This is a genomic window from Flavobacterium azizsancarii, from assembly GCF_027980145.1.
Classification (GTDB): domain Bacteria; phylum Bacteroidota; class Bacteroidia; order Flavobacteriales; family Flavobacteriaceae; genus Flavobacterium; species Flavobacterium azizsancarii.
Genome location: NZ_JAMZNK010000026.1, coordinates 43,247 through 60,686, shown reverse-complemented (window position 1 = coordinate 60,686; position 17,440 = coordinate 43,247). Strand labels below are relative to the sequence as shown.

20 protein-coding genes are annotated in these 17,440 nt (G+C 33.3%); 18 read left to right on the top strand and 2 right to left on the bottom strand.

Going from position 1 to position 17,440, the window contains the following annotated elements; all coding sequences use genetic code 11:
• Nucleotides 1-16: 16 nt before the first annotated feature.
• From gcvH to NJT12_RS15365, 11 genes are all read left to right on the top strand, one after another.
• The gene (gene gcvH / locus NJT12_RS15415) at nt 17-397 is read left to right on the top strand and encodes a glycine cleavage system protein GcvH (RefSeq protein ID WP_271336808.1); all 381 of its coding nucleotides are present in this window, start codon (nt 17-19) and stop codon (nt 395-397) included.
• Nucleotides 390-773: a VanZ family protein gene (locus tag NJT12_RS15410; protein WP_271336807.1), complete on the top strand. Its 384-nt coding sequence runs from the start codon at nt 390-392 to the stop codon at nt 771-773. Before gcvH ends, NJT12_RS15410 begins: the two co-directional genes overlap by 8 nt.
• A gap of 110 nt (nt 774-883) precedes the next feature.
• Nucleotides 884-1,627: a deoxyribose-phosphate aldolase gene (deoC, locus tag NJT12_RS15405; RefSeq protein ID WP_271336806.1), complete on the top strand. Its 744-nt coding sequence runs from the start codon at nt 884-886 to the stop codon at nt 1,625-1,627.
• Between the two features lie 237 nt (nt 1,628-1,864).
• Nucleotides 1,865-2,767: a heme o synthase gene (cyoE, locus tag NJT12_RS15400; RefSeq protein WP_271336805.1), complete on the top strand. Its 903-nt coding sequence runs from the start codon at nt 1,865-1,867 to the stop codon at nt 2,765-2,767.
• A gap of 8 nt (nt 2,768-2,775) precedes the next feature.
• A complete protein-coding gene (locus NJT12_RS15395; RefSeq protein ID WP_271336817.1) occupies nt 2,776-3,363 on the top strand; it encodes a cytochrome c oxidase subunit 3 in 588 nt (195 codons plus the stop codon).
• A gap of 42 nt (nt 3,364-3,405) precedes the next feature.
• A complete protein-coding gene (locus NJT12_RS15390; protein WP_271336804.1) occupies nt 3,406-4,383 on the top strand; it encodes a cytochrome c oxidase subunit 3 in 978 nt (325 codons plus the stop codon).
• An 18-nt stretch (nt 4,384-4,401) separates the two neighbouring features.
• Nucleotides 4,402-4,758, top strand: coding sequence for a cytochrome C oxidase subunit IV family protein (locus tag NJT12_RS15385; RefSeq protein ID WP_271336803.1), 357 nt, complete (start codon nt 4,402-4,404; stop codon nt 4,756-4,758).
• 78 nt (nt 4,759-4,836) lie between these two features.
• Entirely contained in the window at nt 4,837-5,478 is a 642-nt protein-coding gene (locus NJT12_RS15380) for a hypothetical protein (protein WP_271336802.1), read from the top strand.
• Nucleotides 5,479-5,490: 12 nt separating this feature from the next.
• Nucleotides 5,491-6,180 carry an SCO family protein gene (locus NJT12_RS15375; protein WP_271336801.1) on the top strand — a complete coding sequence of 230 codons (690 nt, stop codon included), beginning with the start codon at nt 5,491-5,493 and terminating at the stop codon, nt 6,178-6,180.
• 2 nt (nt 6,181-6,182) lie between these two features.
• Nucleotides 6,183-6,722 (top strand): DUF420 domain-containing protein, encoded by a 540-nt coding sequence (locus NJT12_RS15370; protein ID WP_271336800.1) that lies wholly within the window; start codon nt 6,183-6,185, stop codon nt 6,720-6,722.
• Between the two features lie 13 nt (nt 6,723-6,735).
• Nucleotides 6,736-7,026: a hypothetical protein gene (locus tag NJT12_RS15365; protein ID WP_271336799.1), complete on the top strand. Its 291-nt coding sequence runs from the start codon at nt 6,736-6,738 to the stop codon at nt 7,024-7,026.
• A 24-nt stretch (nt 7,027-7,050) separates the two neighbouring features.
• Here NJT12_RS15365 and NJT12_RS15360 read toward each other — a convergent pair whose 3' ends face one another.
• On the bottom strand, nt 7,051-8,457 hold the full coding sequence (locus NJT12_RS15360) for a DUF4403 family protein (RefSeq protein ID WP_271336798.1): 1,407 nt from the start codon (nt 8,455-8,457) through the stop codon (nt 7,051-7,053).
• A gap of 176 nt (nt 8,458-8,633) precedes the next feature.
• Between NJT12_RS15360 and NJT12_RS15355 the strand changes: the two genes are divergently transcribed.
• From NJT12_RS15355 to tsaB, 7 genes are all read left to right on the top strand, one after another.
• The gene (locus NJT12_RS15355) at nt 8,634-9,335 is read left to right on the top strand and encodes an ABC transporter ATP-binding protein (protein ID WP_271336797.1); all 702 of its coding nucleotides are present in this window, start codon (nt 8,634-8,636) and stop codon (nt 9,333-9,335) included.
• Nucleotides 9,328-10,572, top strand: coding sequence for an ABC transporter permease (locus NJT12_RS15350; protein WP_271336796.1), 1,245 nt, complete (start codon nt 9,328-9,330; stop codon nt 10,570-10,572). Before NJT12_RS15355 ends, NJT12_RS15350 begins: the two co-directional genes overlap by 8 nt.
• Nucleotides 10,573-10,574: 2 nt before the next feature.
• Nucleotides 10,575-11,843 carry an ABC transporter permease gene (locus NJT12_RS15345; RefSeq protein WP_271336795.1) on the top strand — a complete coding sequence of 423 codons (1,269 nt, stop codon included), beginning with the start codon at nt 10,575-10,577 and terminating at the stop codon, nt 11,841-11,843.
• 39 nt (nt 11,844-11,882) lie between these two features.
• Entirely contained in the window at nt 11,883-12,998 is a 1,116-nt protein-coding gene (locus NJT12_RS15340) for an efflux RND transporter periplasmic adaptor subunit (protein WP_271336794.1), read from the top strand.
• Nucleotides 12,999-13,078: 80 nt separating this feature from the next.
• A complete protein-coding gene (locus tag NJT12_RS15335) occupies nt 13,079-14,464 on the top strand; it encodes a TolC family protein (protein WP_271336793.1) in 1,386 nt (461 codons plus the stop codon).
• A 6-nt stretch (nt 14,465-14,470) separates the two neighbouring features.
• Entirely contained in the window at nt 14,471-15,763 is a 1,293-nt protein-coding gene (locus NJT12_RS15330) for an efflux RND transporter periplasmic adaptor subunit (RefSeq protein ID WP_271336792.1), read from the top strand.
• 95 nt (nt 15,764-15,858) lie between these two features.
• Nucleotides 15,859-16,533 (top strand): tRNA (adenosine(37)-N6)-threonylcarbamoyltransferase complex dimerization subunit type 1 TsaB, encoded by a 675-nt coding sequence (gene tsaB / locus NJT12_RS15325; RefSeq protein WP_271336791.1) that lies wholly within the window; start codon nt 15,859-15,861, stop codon nt 16,531-16,533.
• Between the two features lie 7 nt (nt 16,534-16,540).
• Here the strand turns inward: tsaB and NJT12_RS15320 are convergent, their stop codons facing one another.
• Nucleotides 16,541-17,353 (bottom strand): mechanosensitive ion channel family protein, encoded by an 813-nt coding sequence (locus tag NJT12_RS15320; RefSeq protein WP_271336790.1) that lies wholly within the window; start codon nt 17,351-17,353, stop codon nt 16,541-16,543.
• Nucleotides 17,354-17,440 lie beyond the last annotated feature (87 nt).

Here is a 17,440-nt window from a genome sequence, read left to right as displayed (position 1 = left end):
TTACAAACATAGTATTATGAGCATACCAGCAAATTTAAAGTACACAAAAGATCACGAATGGGTTAGCATCGAAGGAGATGTTGCAACTGTAGGAATTACTCATTTTGCACAAAAAGAGTTAGGAGATATCGTGTATGTTGAAGTAGAAACTTTAGATCAGACACTTGATAAAGATGAAGTTTTTGGAACAGTTGAAGCTGTAAAAACAGTATCTGATTTATTTTTGCCTTTAACAGGAGAAATTATTGCTTTTAATGAGAGCTTGGAAAGTGCACCTGAAACAGTAAATTCTGATCCTTACGGAGCTGGATGGATGATCAAAATAAAAATTGCAGATGCATCAGAAATAGATGGTTTGTTATCTGATGAAGCTTACAAACAACTTATCGGTGCCTAAACAATTATTATTACTCTGGGCTCTGATTTGCTCAGGTGTTATTACTTATTTTTGTTTAACAGATGCAAGTAATATTCCTGCTGTAAATTTTCCGAGCATAGATAAAATTGTACATTTTTGTTTTCATTTTGGATTTACAATTTCATGGATTTTGTTTTTCAAAAAAGAACTTAAAGGAAAAGCGCCTGATGATTATAAAGCCTATTTGATTTCGTTTATATTTTCTGTTTTTTTCGGAATTACAATCGAAATTTTACAAAGTGTGCTGACAACTACAAGAGCTGCTGATGTGACGGATATTTTAGCAAATGCGCTTGGAGCTTTATTTGGTGTTTTTGCAGCAATAGCTTTTAAGAAGCAAATCGATAAAATATAAAAAAAATAATGACCCACTTCGGTGGGTTTTTTATTGTCTGAAAATCAAGGTTTGAAAAGTGTATTTTCTTATGTATTTAAAATGTATTTTTGTTTCAATTCTATATAATCATGAACGTTAAACAATATTTAGATTCGACCTATTTAAAAACTGCCTCGCAAGCCGGACTTTCAGAAGCAGAAAATGATATTGTAGTCAAAAATGCAATCGAAGAAGCAATTCTTGAAAGTTTTAAGCTAATCATGATCCGACCGGAACATGTAGCTTTGGCTAAAGAAATGATTTCGAATGCAAATTCGGGCATGCTTGTTGGTACCGTAATAGATTTTCCGGAAGGCAAATCGAGTTTAGAGAATAAAATCAAAGAAGCAAATAAAGCAATCGAAGATGGTGCAGACGATTTGGATTTTGTTTGCAATTATGAAGCTTTCAAAAACGGAGATATTGCTTTAGTAAAGCAGGAAATTTTAATTGTAACCCAAATTGGTCTCGCAAACAATAAAACGGTAAAATGGATTATTGAAGTAGCGGCTCTTACTGATAAAGAAATTATCCAGCTTTCGGCATTAATAAAAAATGTTGTGATCTCAAATTTTAAAGAAGAAGATTATGCTTCTGTTTTTGTAAAATCATCGACAGGTTTTTATAAAACCGAAAATGATTTACCAAACGGAGCTACCATCCCAACCATAATAATGATGTTAGAAAATGCATCGCCATTACCGGTAAAAGCTGCAGGAGGAGTTCGCTCTTATGAAGACGCAGTTGAGATAATTCGTTTAGGCGTTAAGCGCATCGGAACTTCGGCTGCAAAAGCCATAGCAAACGGAGAAAATACTGCAAATCAATATTAAGTGTAAATCTCGTTTGTATCTAAAAAGTGTAATAAACCTGGATTTGATAATCAATTGAATATTCCTGTCTTTGTGTACTTGTTTTAATAAGATTTTTCGAAATAATAGTGTTAAAGATTTGCAACACCTCGATTTATAAAGGTTTTATTGAAAAAAATCTAATTTTATAGGTCAGTATTCTACAATCTAATTTGTACATTTGCACCACTCAAAAAAAACATACAAACAAATACCGTATTGAACGCTACTAAACATACATTTTCACTAAAATCAATATTCAACGATTTCAAAGAGATTACAAAGGCTGGTTTAGCGATCAGTGTATTGTTTTCTTCAATTGCTGGTTACTTGTTAGGTGTAAATGCTGAAAATCCTTTTAAATGGAGTGTTTTGGCTGTTTTGATGATTGGTGGATATTGTATGGTAGGGGCTTCAAATGCCTTCAATCAGGTAATCGAAAAAGATATCGATTTATTGATGGATCGTACTAAAAATCGTCCCGTTCCTTCAGGGCGAATGTCTCCAAAAGTAGCTTTGTTAGTAGCAAGTTTGCTTACTATTATAGGTATTGCATTATTGTATACTATCAATGCTAAATCAGCAATGTTTGCGGCGATTTCAATATTTTTATACACGAGTATTTATACACCTTTAAAAACAGTAACTTCGTTGTCAGTTTTTGTAGGAGCTTTTCCGGGAGCAATTCCGTTTATGTTAGGTTGGGTTGCGGCAACAGGAGAATTTGGTATCGAAGCGGGAACACTTTTTTTAATTCAGTTTTTCTGGCAATTTCCTCATTTTTGGGCAATCGGTTGGTTTTTATATGACGATTATGCAAAAGCAGGAATCTTTATGCTGCCAACAGGAAAAAAAGACAGAAAGACTGCTTTGCAGATTATTTTATATACGGTTTGGCTTATCATAGCGTCATTATTGCCTTCTTTAGGATTTACAGGGCAATTGTTTATTACGCCAATTGCAGCGATTATTGTGTTTTTGTTAGGATTGTGGATGTTGTTTTATGCAGTGCGTTTGTACAAATTACGAACAGCAAAAGCAGCAAGAACATTGATGCTGGTAAGTGTTTCGTATATTTCGTTACTGCAAATAGTATTTATAGTAGATAAATTTTTAAGATAGTTATGGAAATGACAATGACAATGACACAAGGTGAAGAGCAATTAAGAAAAGCAAAATCGGCTAAATTGATTTTGTTATTTGCAATGGTAAGCATGACAATGATGTTTGCCGGACTTACAAGCGCATTTGTAGTGAGTAAATCCAGGGCCGATTGGTTGAAGAATTTTGAATTACCAACTGCTTTTTATTACAGTACAGCAGTAATTATTGGTTGTAGTGTTACTTTTTATCTGGCAAAAAAAGCCATTCAAAAAGACAATAGAACTGCAACAACAGCGTTTCTTTTAGGAACATTGGCTTTAGGTGTTTTGTTTATCGTTTTACAGTTTGTAGGTTTTGGACAAATTGTAAAAAGCGGTTATTATTTTACAGGAGAAGGTAGTTCAATTACTACAACTTTTCTTTATGTAGTTACCGTAACTCACTTATTACACTTGGCTGGAGGGTTGATTTCACTTTTAATTATAATTTATAATCATTTTAAACAAAAATACAATTCGACTCAAACTCTTGGTATAGAACTAGGTGCGATGTATTGGCACTTTTTGGATTTATTATGGGTATATTTATTTTTATTTTTATATTTCTTTAAATAAGAAAAAAACGTAAATTTGGGAACTTTTTAACGAATATCTTTTATGGAAGCGACAGTTACTACTGCAAACAACGAAAAAACTTGGGGAGGCGGCAATGAGCCATTAGGAGCAAGTTATGGTAAAATGATGATGTGGTTTTTTATCGTATCAGATGCCCTGACATTCTCTGGATTTCTGGCAGCTTATGGTTTTTCTAGATTTAAATTTATCGAAACCTGGCCTTTGGCTGATGAAGTGTTTACTCACTTCCCATTTATGCACGGTGTTTCGGCTCCGATGTATTATGTAGCCTTAATGACTTTTATTTTGATTTTCTCATCTGTAACAATGGTTTTAGCTGTTGATGCTGGTCATCAATTAAAGAAAACAAAGGTTGCGATCTATATGTTCTTAACAATTATTGGAGGTATGATTTTCGTTGGTTCTCAGGCATGGGAATGGAAAAACTTCATTAAAGGTGAATATGGAGCTGTTGAAACAGTAGGTGGAAGCTTATTGCAGTTTGTTGATAAGGATGGTAAAAGAGTAGCGCTTGCAGATTTTGCTGTAACACTGCCAAACCAACCGGAAGAACTTACAAGAGCAAAAGGAAAATGGTTTATGGAAAGTGCTGAAACAGTGCCAACATATTCAGTAGCTGATATTCAGGCTGGTTTTAAAGCACACCCTGAATTATTGATAAGAACAGAGCATCTTACAGCTGAAAAGAAAAAAACAGTTTTGTCAAGGGAAGAATCTGAAGCTCGTTTAAGTACAGCAAAATATGTTGTAGAAGGTGCAAACCTGACAAGAAACGAATACGGAAGTAAATTGTTTGCTGATTTCTTTTTCTTTATTACAGGATTCCACGGATTTCACGTAATTTCAGGAATTATCATTAATATCATTATTTTCTTTAATGTATTATTAGGTACTTACGAAAAAAGAAGAAGCTACGAAATGGTAGAGAAAGTTGGTTTATACTGGCACTTTGTCGATTTAGTTTGGGTATTTGTATTTACAGTTTTCTACTTAGTTTAATTTTTAAGATTTATCATTATGTCACACGATCACGAATACGTATCAAATACAAAAAGAATCTGGTTTGTTTTTGCTCTATTATCAGCAGTAACTACAGTAGAAGTTATTTTGGGTATTATTAAACCTGGATTTCTTGAATTCAATCATTTTGTAGGTTTGAATTTGTTGAACTGGATATTTTATATCTTAACAATATTCAAAGCATATTATATAGTATGGGCATTTATGCACATGGAAGGTGAAAAAAGCAGCCTTAGATGGTCAGTTGTTTCACCAGTTATTTTCCTAGTTTTATATTTATTGTTTATTCTGCTAACAGAAGGACATTATATTTATGGGGTTTTTAAAGATTCTACTATTAAATGGAATTTTTAACATGATATTAATTCGAAAAGAGGCTCCGTTTAACGGAGCTTTTTTTATTTTTGTACCTCAATAATTTCCGTTAATACAATGAAAAAAAATATAGTTCTCTTTGTACTTTTTGTTTTGCCAATTGTAGCCTATTTGTTTTTTGCTTCAGGTGTAAATAGTTTTACTAAACTTCCAACAATCACTCCTAAAATTGCCGACTTTGGTAATTGGAAATCCCTTAAAGGAGAAAAAGTAACTTTAAATAATAAAATTACTATTCTTGGTTTTTCAGGAACTGAGATTTTAAAAAACAGAGGAAATTTTTTCAATCTAAATGAGAAAATCTATCAGCGTTATAATGGTTTTACAGATTTGCAATTTGTAGTGGTTTGCCCTTTAGGAACTGAAAAAGATGCTGAGAAAATTTTAGAATCATTAGGTGCTTTTACAGATGTTTCAGGTTGGCATTTTGTTTTTGCTTCTCCGGAAGAAATCAGCGTGTTTTATGATCAATTGCATCTTAGAGAAAAATTAGATAAGAATCTTGGAACTTCGAATGTTTACATCGTTGATAAAGAAAGAAATTTAAGAGGACGAAAAGATAAAGATGAATACAAGGAAGGATACAATACTTTTCATCCGTCAGAATTAAGCAACGAAATGTTAGATGATTTTAAAATCATTTTATATGAATATCGCGCAGCTTTGAAAAAGAATCACAACGCAACAAAAGAACTTTAATCTTTATATATTATGTTTAAAAATAAATCATATATCGGAATTTCGTTTATTATTTTAATCTTCGGAATTTATGCAGTGCCTAAAATTGTAGACAGAATAAAAAATGGAGATGTCGTTAAAGGAAATCGCTTGGATAATGTTGGATTAAAAAATTCTACAGCAGATGCGAAACTAATAACAATTGGTCCGGCTCCTAAATTTGAATTGACAAATCAGGATAACATTAAAGTTTCTAATGAAACCTATAAAGGAAAAGTGTATGTTTTGGAATTTTTCTTTACAACTTGTCCGTCAATTTGTCCTAAGATGAATTTAAGCATGTTGGAGATTGAGAAAACTTTTTTTGGTAATCCAAATTTCGGTCTTGTTTCTATTACGATCGATCCTAAACATGATACTCCACAGGTTTTAAAAGATCATGCTAAATTATTGGGTGTAAAATCTTCTAACTGGAATTTTCTAACAGGCGATAAAGCTACTATTATGGATTTGTCTAACAAAGGATTTAATCTTTATGCCGGTGAAAATGATAAAGTAAGTGGTGGTTTTGAGCATTCAGGTTTATTTGCCTTAATTGATAAAGACGGAAACATACGTTGCAGAAAAGATGAATTTGGAAATCCGAATATTTATTATGACGGACTGGACAAAAAAGGAGTTAGGGATATTCAGGAAGATATTAAAATATTATTAGCAGAATAGAAATGGAAGATCATTCATTAGAAAAAAAATACAGCAAGCTTATTGTTGCGGTTTCAATTATTATTCCGGTTGTAGTAGCAATCTTATTCGGAATCAAATTAAAAGATTTTGGTATTAATGTAGAACCACTTTCGTTCTTGCCGCCAATTTATGCTACAACAAATGGTATTACAGCTATAGTTTTAGTTTGGGCAGTAATTGCTGTTAAAAATGGAAAATTAAAGCTTCACGAACGTTTAATGACTTTTGCTATTGCATTGTCAGTTGCTTTTTTAGTAATGTATGTGGCGTATCATATGACTGCAGATTCTACTAAATTTGGTGGAGAAGGCGCGATACGATATGTTTATTTCTTTATTTTAATAACACATATTTTATTATCGATTGCTATAATTCCATTAGTATTAATAACGTATGTAAGAGCACTTGCAAAACGTTTCGACAGACATAAAAAAATAGCTAAAATAACTTTTCCGCTTTGGTTGTACGTGGCGGTTACAGGTGTTGTAGTTTACTTAATGATTTCTCCTTATTATGCTTAAATTAGAAAACAGAATGAAGAATATAGAAAATAGATTGGAAAATAAGATGGAAGACAGAAGCGGATTAGTGAATTTTTTCTCAACAAAATGCTTCTACGTTCTTTTGACTATTTTCTGTTCTCTTGCAGCAAATGCTCAATGCGCCATGTGTCGTGCAGCACTTGGAGGAGATTCAAACATAAAAAAAGCAGAAGCAGTAAATAACGGTATAGTTTATTTGATGGTCGTCCCTTATTTGCTTGTAGCAGTAATTGGTTATTTGATTTATAGAATGTACCAGTCAAAAAAGAAAAAAGCAGAATAATTTTATTCTGCTTTTTTCTTTGTTCTATTTCAATCCATCTACGGAAACATTCACAGTTCCGTTTATTTTAATAAAAGCGATAATCGCCTGATTGGTTAGTTGGATCTTATCAAACTGAATGTCTTCCATTTTTCCATTTACAAAAACACCAGGCATTGGAGAGTAGTTTTTAAGATAAGTTGCCATGCTTTTTTTACCTTCCTCTAAATTAGGCTGTATCGAGTAACGACAGCTTTCTTCCATTTTTCTTAATATGTAGCCTTGTCCAAGCCAGCTTGCAGTTCTCATTAATCTGCTTTTTGTATCTAAAACGTAATCAAGTTTTTCGAAATAAATTTCTTTAGTCTGAGGATTGTATTGTGGAAACCCGTTTAAATAAAGAGTTCCGTTTATAGAGCCCAAAACATCAAGCGCAATTACCATTTTTCCGTTTTTATGCCAGATAGATACATTTTTGACCGTTATTTTTTTGGTTCCTGATCCAAATTCCTGTCCGGCAAAATTTTTGGTCATAATTTTCGAAGCATCAATATAAGTTGAAATTGCAGCAATATTAGCCGAAATCTGATTAGGGATTTTAGTAACAGGTTTCAAAATAATTTTACTGGCGCTGAATTTGGATTCCGGTTGTTTGCCTACAATAGTTTCCATATTGCATTTCATTCCCATATCCAATAAAAACGAATCATTTTTAAGCTTTGCGTTTGTAGAATAGATTTCAACAGGAACAATTCGTAACCAGCTTTCATACGTATCGCTCATCTGAAAAGGAGTACAGATTTTTTCTAAAGCCGTTAAAACATTCGGTTTAAAATCCATCGATTTTTCGATCGCTTCATCTATTTTCTTTTCAATCTTAGATTTAAAAATAGAAATTGCCGGATTAACAAGATAAGTTATTGGCATACTTTTTCCAAAGACTAGCATTGTCGGGCTTTCGCTCCAGTCTAATGATTTGAAAGCAGTTTTAGTATTTAATTTCCAGTTCGTCAGCGCTACATCGCTTGATAAAGTAATTACTCCATTCAGGTTAAATTCTCTGACATCATAAAGTTCAACGCCCAATTGTTTAGTACCAATTCTATATTTGATTGTTGCTTTTAATGGCAAAATTGTTTTTATTTTTTTATCCGGATTCGCTGGGTCATTTAGAATTTTTATAGGTGCTTGTTTCCAGATCTTCATTTCGATATCATCGTCCTCGATGTTGTTATCTTCATATATCAAACCATTCAGTAAAGAATTGGTTTGGTTTTCAATATCCCTGAGTTTTATTGTTATGGGTAAATTGATAAACGAAGGATTTGCTTCGTATACTAAAGGACTTGCGTCGTCCGGTTCCGGTTTTAAGGTTTCTAATTTTTGAGATGTAGAACAGCTGCTTATAGCAGTAAGTACCGTGAATAAAGAGATAATTGAAAAAAACTTCATTGTTAAGATTTTTTTTAGTGATGCAAAATTAAGAAAACAATTATATTATCTTAAAAAAGTGTAACATTTGATAAATAATTGAGTCTTATTGTAATAACTAAACGAAATTATTAACGTTTTCTTATCATATTTTACTTAATAAAAATGTTATTATTGTTTTAAAATTTAACAATACCATGATCGAAATAAAAGATTTACATAAGTCCTATAAAATGGGAAATTCAAAATTGCATGTCTTAAAAGGGATTAACTTTAATATCGCAGAAGGTGAATTAGTTGCGATTATGGGATCTTCAGGATCTGGGAAATCGACACTTTTAAATATTTTAGGAATTCTCGATGAAGCAGATTCTGGTAGTTATATTTTAGATAATACACCAATTAAAAATCTAAATGAAACGATAGCTTCGAGATATAGAAATAAATTTTTAGGATTTGTATTTCAATCGTTCAACTTAATAAATTATAAAACTGCCCTTGATAACGTTGCTATGCCCTTGTATTATCAAGGTGTAAAGAGAAAAGAACGTTATGATATTGCGATGAAATATCTAGAAAAAGTGGGTCTGGGAACACATTCTCATCATTTACCAAATGAACTTTCCGGAGGTCAAAAACAACGTGTTGCAATCGCAAGAGCTTTAGCTTCGAACCCTAAAGTTTTATTGGCAGATGAGCCAACAGGAGCTTTGGATACTAAAACTTCGTATGAAGTTATGGAGCTTATCCAGGGAATTAATGATGAGGGCAAAACAATTTTGATTGTTACCCATGAACCGGATATTGCTGCAATGTGCAAAAGAAATGTAGTCCTGAAAGACGGATTGATTATCGATGATAAAATGGTAGAACAAGTTAGAGCTTCATCTTATGTTTAATATTGAGCGTTGGCAGGAAATATTTGAGGCAATCTCCAAAAACAGGTTAAGAACATTTCTTACCGGAGTTTCTGTAGCTTCAGGTATATTTATTTTGGTAATCTTGCTTGGTGCAGGTCAGGGACTTCAAAACGGAATTCAAAAACAATTCGAACAGGATGCTGTTGGGATTATTATCGTTTGGTCCGGTACTACAACAAAAGCATACAAAGGATTAAATCCGGGGAGACAAGTTCAGTTTAGAGATGGTGATTATAAAGAATCTGTACAAAAATTTGAAGATAAATTAGATTTGAGAGCCGCGACCTATAACTTTTGGGGTGGTGCGTTTTCTTATGGTAAAGAATCTGGAAGTTATCAGTTCAGAGGAGTTGATCCTGATTTTGCAGGTGTAGAAAATATTACTATTGTTCAGGGAAGGTTTGTCAATAGTAAAGATCTTGCTAATAATGAGAAAGTAGCTGCTATTGGGATGAAAGTGAAAACAGATTTGTTTAAAGATGCTGACCCTTTAGGAAAAGAGATTTTAATTAATAATGTCAATTTCAAAGTAGTAGGGGTTTTTACAGATCCCGGCGGAGAAAGAGAGGAAGCAAGAGCTTATTTACCCAAAACGACCGTGCAAAGAGCTTTTGGAGTAGGAGATAAGATAAGTAATCTGTTTTTTACTTTAAAAAAGACAGATAACTATGATGCGGCATTAGCACAATCTCAAAAATTCACCCAGGATTTAAAGGACTTACTTAAGAGTAGAAACACAGTTGCTCCCACTGATGATGGCGGAGTTGGTGTTTACAACTCTGTAGAAGAAGGAAAAAAGTTTTATGATTTAAATCTTTATATCAGATTATTTTTCTGGTGGGTTGGTATTTGCACTATTATTGCCGGAGTTGTAGGAGTAAGTAATATCATGCTTATTATAGTAAAAGAAAGAACGAAGGAAATTGGAATCAGAAAAGCGTTGGGAGCTTCGCCGATTTCTATTATTTCGATGATACTTCACGAATCTATTTTTATTACCACGATTGCTGGTTTTGTTGGATTATTGGCAAGTTTGTTATTGTTAGAATTTGTAGGCCCAATGATTAAAAGTGAATATTTTGTAAATCCTTCGGTAGATTTCGGTGTTGCATTAACAACATTGGCATTACTTGTCTTTGCAGGGGCACTTGCTGGATTTTTCCCAGCATACAGAGCGGCCAAAATAAAACCTATTGTAGCACTTAGAGACGAATAATTATGTTTAAGAAAGATAATTGGGACGAGATTTTAGAGGCTTTAACAGCCAACGTATTCAGAACGGTCCTAACTGCATTTGGAGTATTTTGGGGAATTTTTATTCTGGTAATATTACTTGCTGTGGGAAAAGGGCTTGAGAATGGAGTGAAAAAAGATTTTGACGGAATAGCAACTAATACAATGTTTATGTGGAGTCAGACCACATCAAAAGCATATAAAGGTTTGCCTAAAACACGCCGTTATGATTTTAGAAATAGTGATGTTGCGGCCTTGAGAGCTGCTTTTCCGGATTTATTATATGTTTCGCCAAGAAACCAATTGGGAAATTCTAATAGCGGAACCAATAATGTGGTACGTGGTACAAAAACATCTGCCTTTGCTGTTTATGGGGATTACCCTGAACTGATCAAGCAACAGCCAATGGATATTATAAAAGGACGTTTTGTAAATCAACAGGATATTCTCGAAAGACGAAAAGTAGCGGTGATTGGAAAAGGGGTTATCAGTGACCTTTATGGAAAAGAAGAAGAAGCTGTTGGCACTTATATAAAAATTAACGGAATCAATTTTATGGTTGTGGGAGTTTATAATTCTAAACAAACCGGTGGGAATGCAGAGGAAGAGCAAAAGAATATATTTGTGCCCTTTACTACTTTTCAGCAAGCTTTTAATTATGGAGACAAAGTAGGCTGGATGGCTCTTACAGCCATAGATGAAGTTTCGATTACAGATTTGAAACCAAAAATTTTAGATCAGATGAAAGTGCTTCATTCCATACATCCAAAGGACGATCGTGCTATTGGAAATTATGATATGTACGAACAATTTGGAAAAGTACAAAGTTTGTTTGATATCTTAAATTTCATTGCTTATTTTGTAGGATCTTTAGTTTTGATTTCTGGTGTAATCGGAATCTCCAATATTATGCTGATTGTAGTTAAAGAACGTACCAAAGAAATCGGAATCCGCAGAGCATTAGGAGCTACCCCCGGAGCAATTCGTGGTCAGATTTTATCTGAATCTATTTTTTTGACTATTATCTCAGGAATGTTTGGTGTTGCTGTAGCAACTGGAGTTGTAGCTGTCCTGAATATGTTCTTAGATTCAATGCCTGCAGGAAATAATACCATGTTTGCTAACCCAAGCGTAGATTTAAGAGTAGTATTTGTTGCATTATTAATATTAGTAGGGTCTGGTTTGCTGGCAGGATTTATTCCGGCACAGACCGCAATTAATGTAAAGCCCGTAGATGCTTTACGAACAGAATAAATTATCAATCAAAATATAATCGATTAAACCAAAAACAAAATGAAAAAAGGAGTAACCGTAACCATTTTAATCTTCATTGCTATAGTTTTCTTTGGCGCACTATATTATTTGTACGCTAAAAATCAACAATCTCCAATTGTTTTTCAAACTGAAAAAGCAGAGGTTAAAACGATCGTAAAAACGGCAATTGCAACCGGAAACATTCAGCCTGATGAAGAAGTTCTCATCAAACCTAATATCTCAGGTATTATCGAAGAAGTGTATATCAAAGCAGGAGAAAAAATCAAAGCTGGCGATATGATTGCCAAAATTAGAGTTGTGGCTAATGTGTCTAATGTAAGCAGTACACAAAATCAGGTACAAACGGCTAAAATTGCTTTAGACAATCAGGAAAAAATCTACAAAAGACAAAAAACCTTATTTGATAAAGATGTAATTTCTGCAAATGATTTTGATGCAGCCCAATTGTCTTATACACAGGCAAAACAAAACTATCTGGCTGCGAAACAAAGTTTAGATATCGTAAAAACAGGTACAACAACCTCACTGGGAAATTATGCAAATACCTTAATTCGTTCTACAGTAACAGGAATGGTTTTAGCAGTTCCTGTAAAAGTAGGAAATCAGGTTATTGAAAGTAATAACTTTAATGAAGGAACTACAATTGCAAGTGTTGCAGATGTTGGAAGAATGATTTTTATTGGAAAAATTGATGAATCTGAAGTAGGTAAAATCAAAGAAAAAATGCCAATTGAGATTACAGTTGGAGCGATCGAAAATAAAAAGTTCGAAGCAGTTTTGACTGATATAGCTCCAAAAGGAGTAGTAGAAAATGGTGCTATTCAGTTTGAAATAAAAGCCAAATTAGAAAATAGAGACGCAACTTTTATCAGAGCCGGTTTGAGTGCAAATGCTTCTATTATTTTAGAGAAAGCGGATAAGGTTTTAGCAATAAAAGAATCATTAGTTCAATTTGATAAAAAAACTCAAAAGCCATATGTTGAAATTGAAACCGCTTCGAAGAAATTTCAAAGAAGAGATTTAGTTTTAGGTGTTAGCGACGGAATTTATGTTCAGGTTAAAAGCGGAATTACATCTTCGGATAAAATTAAGATCTGGAATCAGGGATTGATTAATGAAGGAGAGAAAAAATAATTTGAAAGTATAAAAGAGTTTTTGGGGTTTAAAATGTTAAATTTGCGTAGCATCTTCTGCTATGCTTTCATTCAAAATATATGAAAATAAATAAATATAATAGTCTTGTTTTTGCCCTCTTGTTTGGGCTTGGTTTATCAGCTCAGGTACAATCGAAAAAATGGACATTAGAGGAATGTGTGCGTTATGCATTAGATAATAATATTACTATAAAATTATCAGAGTTAGATGTTAAAAATGCTGCGATTGATAAAAAAGGAGCATTGGGAAGTTTTCTTCCAGCAGTAAGCGGAACTGCTTCTCATTCCTGGAATATTGGTTTGAACGTTAATCCCGTGACCAATATTGCTACCACTCAAACGACACAATATTCTTCATTAGGAGCTAATGCAGGTATTGATATTTACAAAGGTTTGCAAAATCAAAACACTTATAGAAGAGCAAAACTTTCTATTATAGCATCGCAATATCAATTGCTGAAAATGCAGGAAGATATTTCGCTAAATGTGGCCAATGCATTTTTGGAAATCCTTTTTAATAAAGAAAACTTAAAAGTAAAAAAAGAACAATTATTGATTGATCAGAAACGTTTGGCACGTTCTCAGGAAATGGTGAATGCAGGAACAATTCCGCGTGGTGATCTATATGATTTGAAAGCTACTGAAGCTACTGATCAACAAGGTATAATTATTGCTGAAAACAGTTTGTTAATTTCTAAATTAAGTTTGGCACAGCTTTTACAATTAAAAGAGTTTACGGATTTTGATGTTGTAGATGATACAACTGCCAAGGATGAAAATAATATTCTGGCACAAACTCCAACTGATATTTACAATAAGGCAAAAGAAATAAGAACAGAATTGAAGCTGGCACAAACGAATCTTGAAATTGCAGAGAAAAGTGTTGCTATTGCAAAAGGTGCTTTTCAGCCAACACTTAGGGGTTTTTATCAATTTAGTACAAGTGCAAGTTACAGCGATAGACTTATCGGAACTGATGGGAGTGGAAACCCAGTTTATGCAGGACCACATTCTGTTTTAGATCAGTTTAGTGATAACAAAGGACACAATTTTGGTTTTCAGCTAAATGTTCCTATTTTTAATGGCTTTTCAGTTAGAAATAATGTAGAAAGAAACAAGGTAAGTTTAGATAAATCTAAAATAGATTTAGAACAAAAAAGTTTAGATTTGCAACGTAACGTTTACACTGCTTTTACAGATGCAAAAGGAGCATTGAATACTTACGAATCATCAACTGTAACTTTAGAAGCAAGACAACAAGCTTACAACTATGCAAAAGAAAAGTACGATGTAGGTTTGATGAATTCATTCGATTTTACACAAGCTCAGACATTGTTAACCAATGCACAGTCAGATGTTATCAGAACAAAATACGATTACATGTTTAAAATAAAAATACTTGAATTCTATTTTGGAATTCCAATTGTCCCAATTATCACAAAATAATTTATTATGTCAAAAAAAACAATTTATTTCTTACTTGGTGGTGCTTTAGTTCTTATTATAGCATTAGTTAGTCTTTCGAAAGCAGGTGTAATAGGAAATAAAGATGAAGGGAAAGAAGTAGAAGTATCGAAAGTAATAGCTTCAACTATTGTGGAGACCGTTTCTGCAACAGGAAAAATTCAACCTGAAATCGAAGTAAAACTTTCTTCTATGGTTTCAGGCGAAATTATTGCCTTGAATGTAAAAGAAGGCCAGGTGGTTAAAAAAGGTGATTTGCTGGTTAAAATAAACCCGGATTTGTATACTTCAGGTTTAGACAGATCTCTTGCTAATTTATCAGGAACCAAAGCTGGTTTGACACAGTCTGAGGCTAGTTACAAGGAAGCGAAAGCAAGTTATGAGCGTAATAAAACATTATACGATAAAGGCGTAATCTCAAAATCAGATTGGGATAAAGCAATTTCTACTTATGAAGTAGCAAAAGCGACAAAACAAAATGCTTATTTTAATGTTCAAAGTGCTTCGGCATCTGTTACTGAAGCAAAAGATAATTTAGGACGTACCTTAATTTATGCACCTGCTGATGGAACAATTTCAGTATTAAATGTAGAATTAGGAGAGCGCGTTTTAGGAACGCAACAAATGGCAGGAACAGAGCTTTTAAGAGTAGCGAACCTAAACAACATGGAAGTTGAAGTTGATGTTAACGAAAATGATATTGTAAAAGTTAAAATTGGTGATGAAGCAAATGTCGAAGTTGATGCCTATTTAAAAAAGAAGTTTAAAGGTACTGTAACCAGTATTTCGAACTCAGCAAGTACAACCCTGACATCAGATCAGGTAACCAATTTTAAAGTTAAAGTTCGTATTTTAAAAGAATCATATCAGGATTTATTAGAAGGTAAACCTGATACATATTCGCCTTTTAGGCCTGGGATGACAGCAACTGTTGATATTATTACAAAAACAAAAGATAATGTTCTGGCAGTGCCTATTAGTGCCGTTGTTGTAAAATCTGATACCACCGCTGTGAAGAATGTTAAGATTGAAGAACCAAGCGATGATAAAAAAGTAACACCCAAAAGCGATAAGAAATTTGAGTGTGTTTTTGTAAAAGAAGGTGATAAGGCTAAAATTAGAATCATTAAGACAGGTATTCAGGATGATACCAATATTGAAGTGATGTCAGGATTAAAACCTGGAGATGTCGTGATTACCGGACCTTATACAACAGTTTCTAAAGAACTGAATTCCGGCGATAAAGTGAAGCTTAGAAAAGCAGATTTACCTAAGAAATAAATAAAAAATATCTTTAAGATAGTATCATCCTAAGAGTTCCGAGATTATGGAACACTTAGGATGATACAAATAATTAATTAAAAAAAATAAATACTTTGTCTTTTATTCTCAATATAGAAACTGCTACCAAAAATTGCTCCGTGTCCATTGCCAAAAACGGAGAAACAATTATATGTAAAGAAATTGCCGAAGAAGGATATTCTCATGCTGAAAAATTGCATGTTTTTATTGAAGAAGTAATTGCAGAGGCAGAAATTACAGTTCAGGATCTGGTTGCTGTTGCAGTAAGTCAGGGACCGGGTTCTTACACCGGTTTACGTATTGGAGTATCTGCAGCAAAAGGATTATGTTATGCATTAAATATTCCTTTGATCGCAATTGATACTTTGCAGACATTAGCTTCTCAGGCAAATGTTGCCGAAGGTAAAATTATTCCGATGATTGATGCAAGAAGAATGGAAGTGTATAGTGAAATTTTTACTGCAGATTTAGAAATTGAAAGACCAATTGAGGCTGAAATTATTACAGAAGATTCTTTTAAGGATTTTACCGAAACAATCTATTTTGTGGGTGATTGTGCTGAGAAATGTAAAACTGTTTTAACTAGAGAAAACTTTGTATTTTTAGAAGAAATCAAATATCCCTCTGCTGCTGCAATGAGTAAAATCAGTTACAATAAATACCAAAAAAGCGACACTGTAGATGTCGCTTATTTTGAACCTTATTATTTAAAAGATTTTATGATGGCACCTCCATCAAAAAAACAATAATCCAATTTTATTTTTCAATTGTAAACGGCTGAAATGAAATTCCGGCTTCGTCTAAAGCTATTTTGCAATTTTCTAAAGTATCAGAAAAGACAGATCCGTAATCTGCTTTTTTTGCCCACGGGCGCACTGCAAAATCAACAGAATTTGCCGTTAGGTTTTTTACAAAAACTTCCGGTGCCGGATTTTTAAGCACTTTAGGATTACTGTTTAAAACACCCAGAAGGACTTCTTTTGCTTTTTTGATATCAGATTCGTATGAAACTGAAAATGTAAAATCGGCTCTTCGTTCTCCCTGCATAGAATAATTGATGATAGTTCCGTTTGATAAAGCGCCATTGGGCACAAATACGGTTTGATTGTTACCCATAAGCATCTTGGTAACAAAGATCTGAATTTCTACTACTGTTCCTGCAATACCTTGGGCTTCGATCGTATCTCCAACTTTAAAAGGTTTGAAAACGATAATTAGCATTCCTCCGGCAAAATTAGAAAGGGAACCCTGCAATGATAAACCTACCGCAAGTCCCATTGCTCCTAAAATGGCAACAAATGAGGAAGTTCCGATTCCAAGTTTGTCAATAACTGTTACAAATAATAAAATTCGGAGTGCCCATATTAAGATGTCCGAAAGAAACCTTGTTAAGGTAGGATCTAAATTTCTTTTGACCATCACTTTCGTGATAATTCTGTTTATTAATCTGATGGCATAGATACCAACAAATAAAATAATAAAAGCCGAAATTAATTTAGGCGAATAATCCACCAGTACGTCAATAAATTTAGTGAGGTAGCTGCTAACCTGATCAGGATTCATGTTCATGTTTTTTCGAATAAAAAAAACCTTCCCAAAGGAGAAGGCATATTAATACTGCAAATATAGAACTATTTATTTTTATAAGAAAAAATG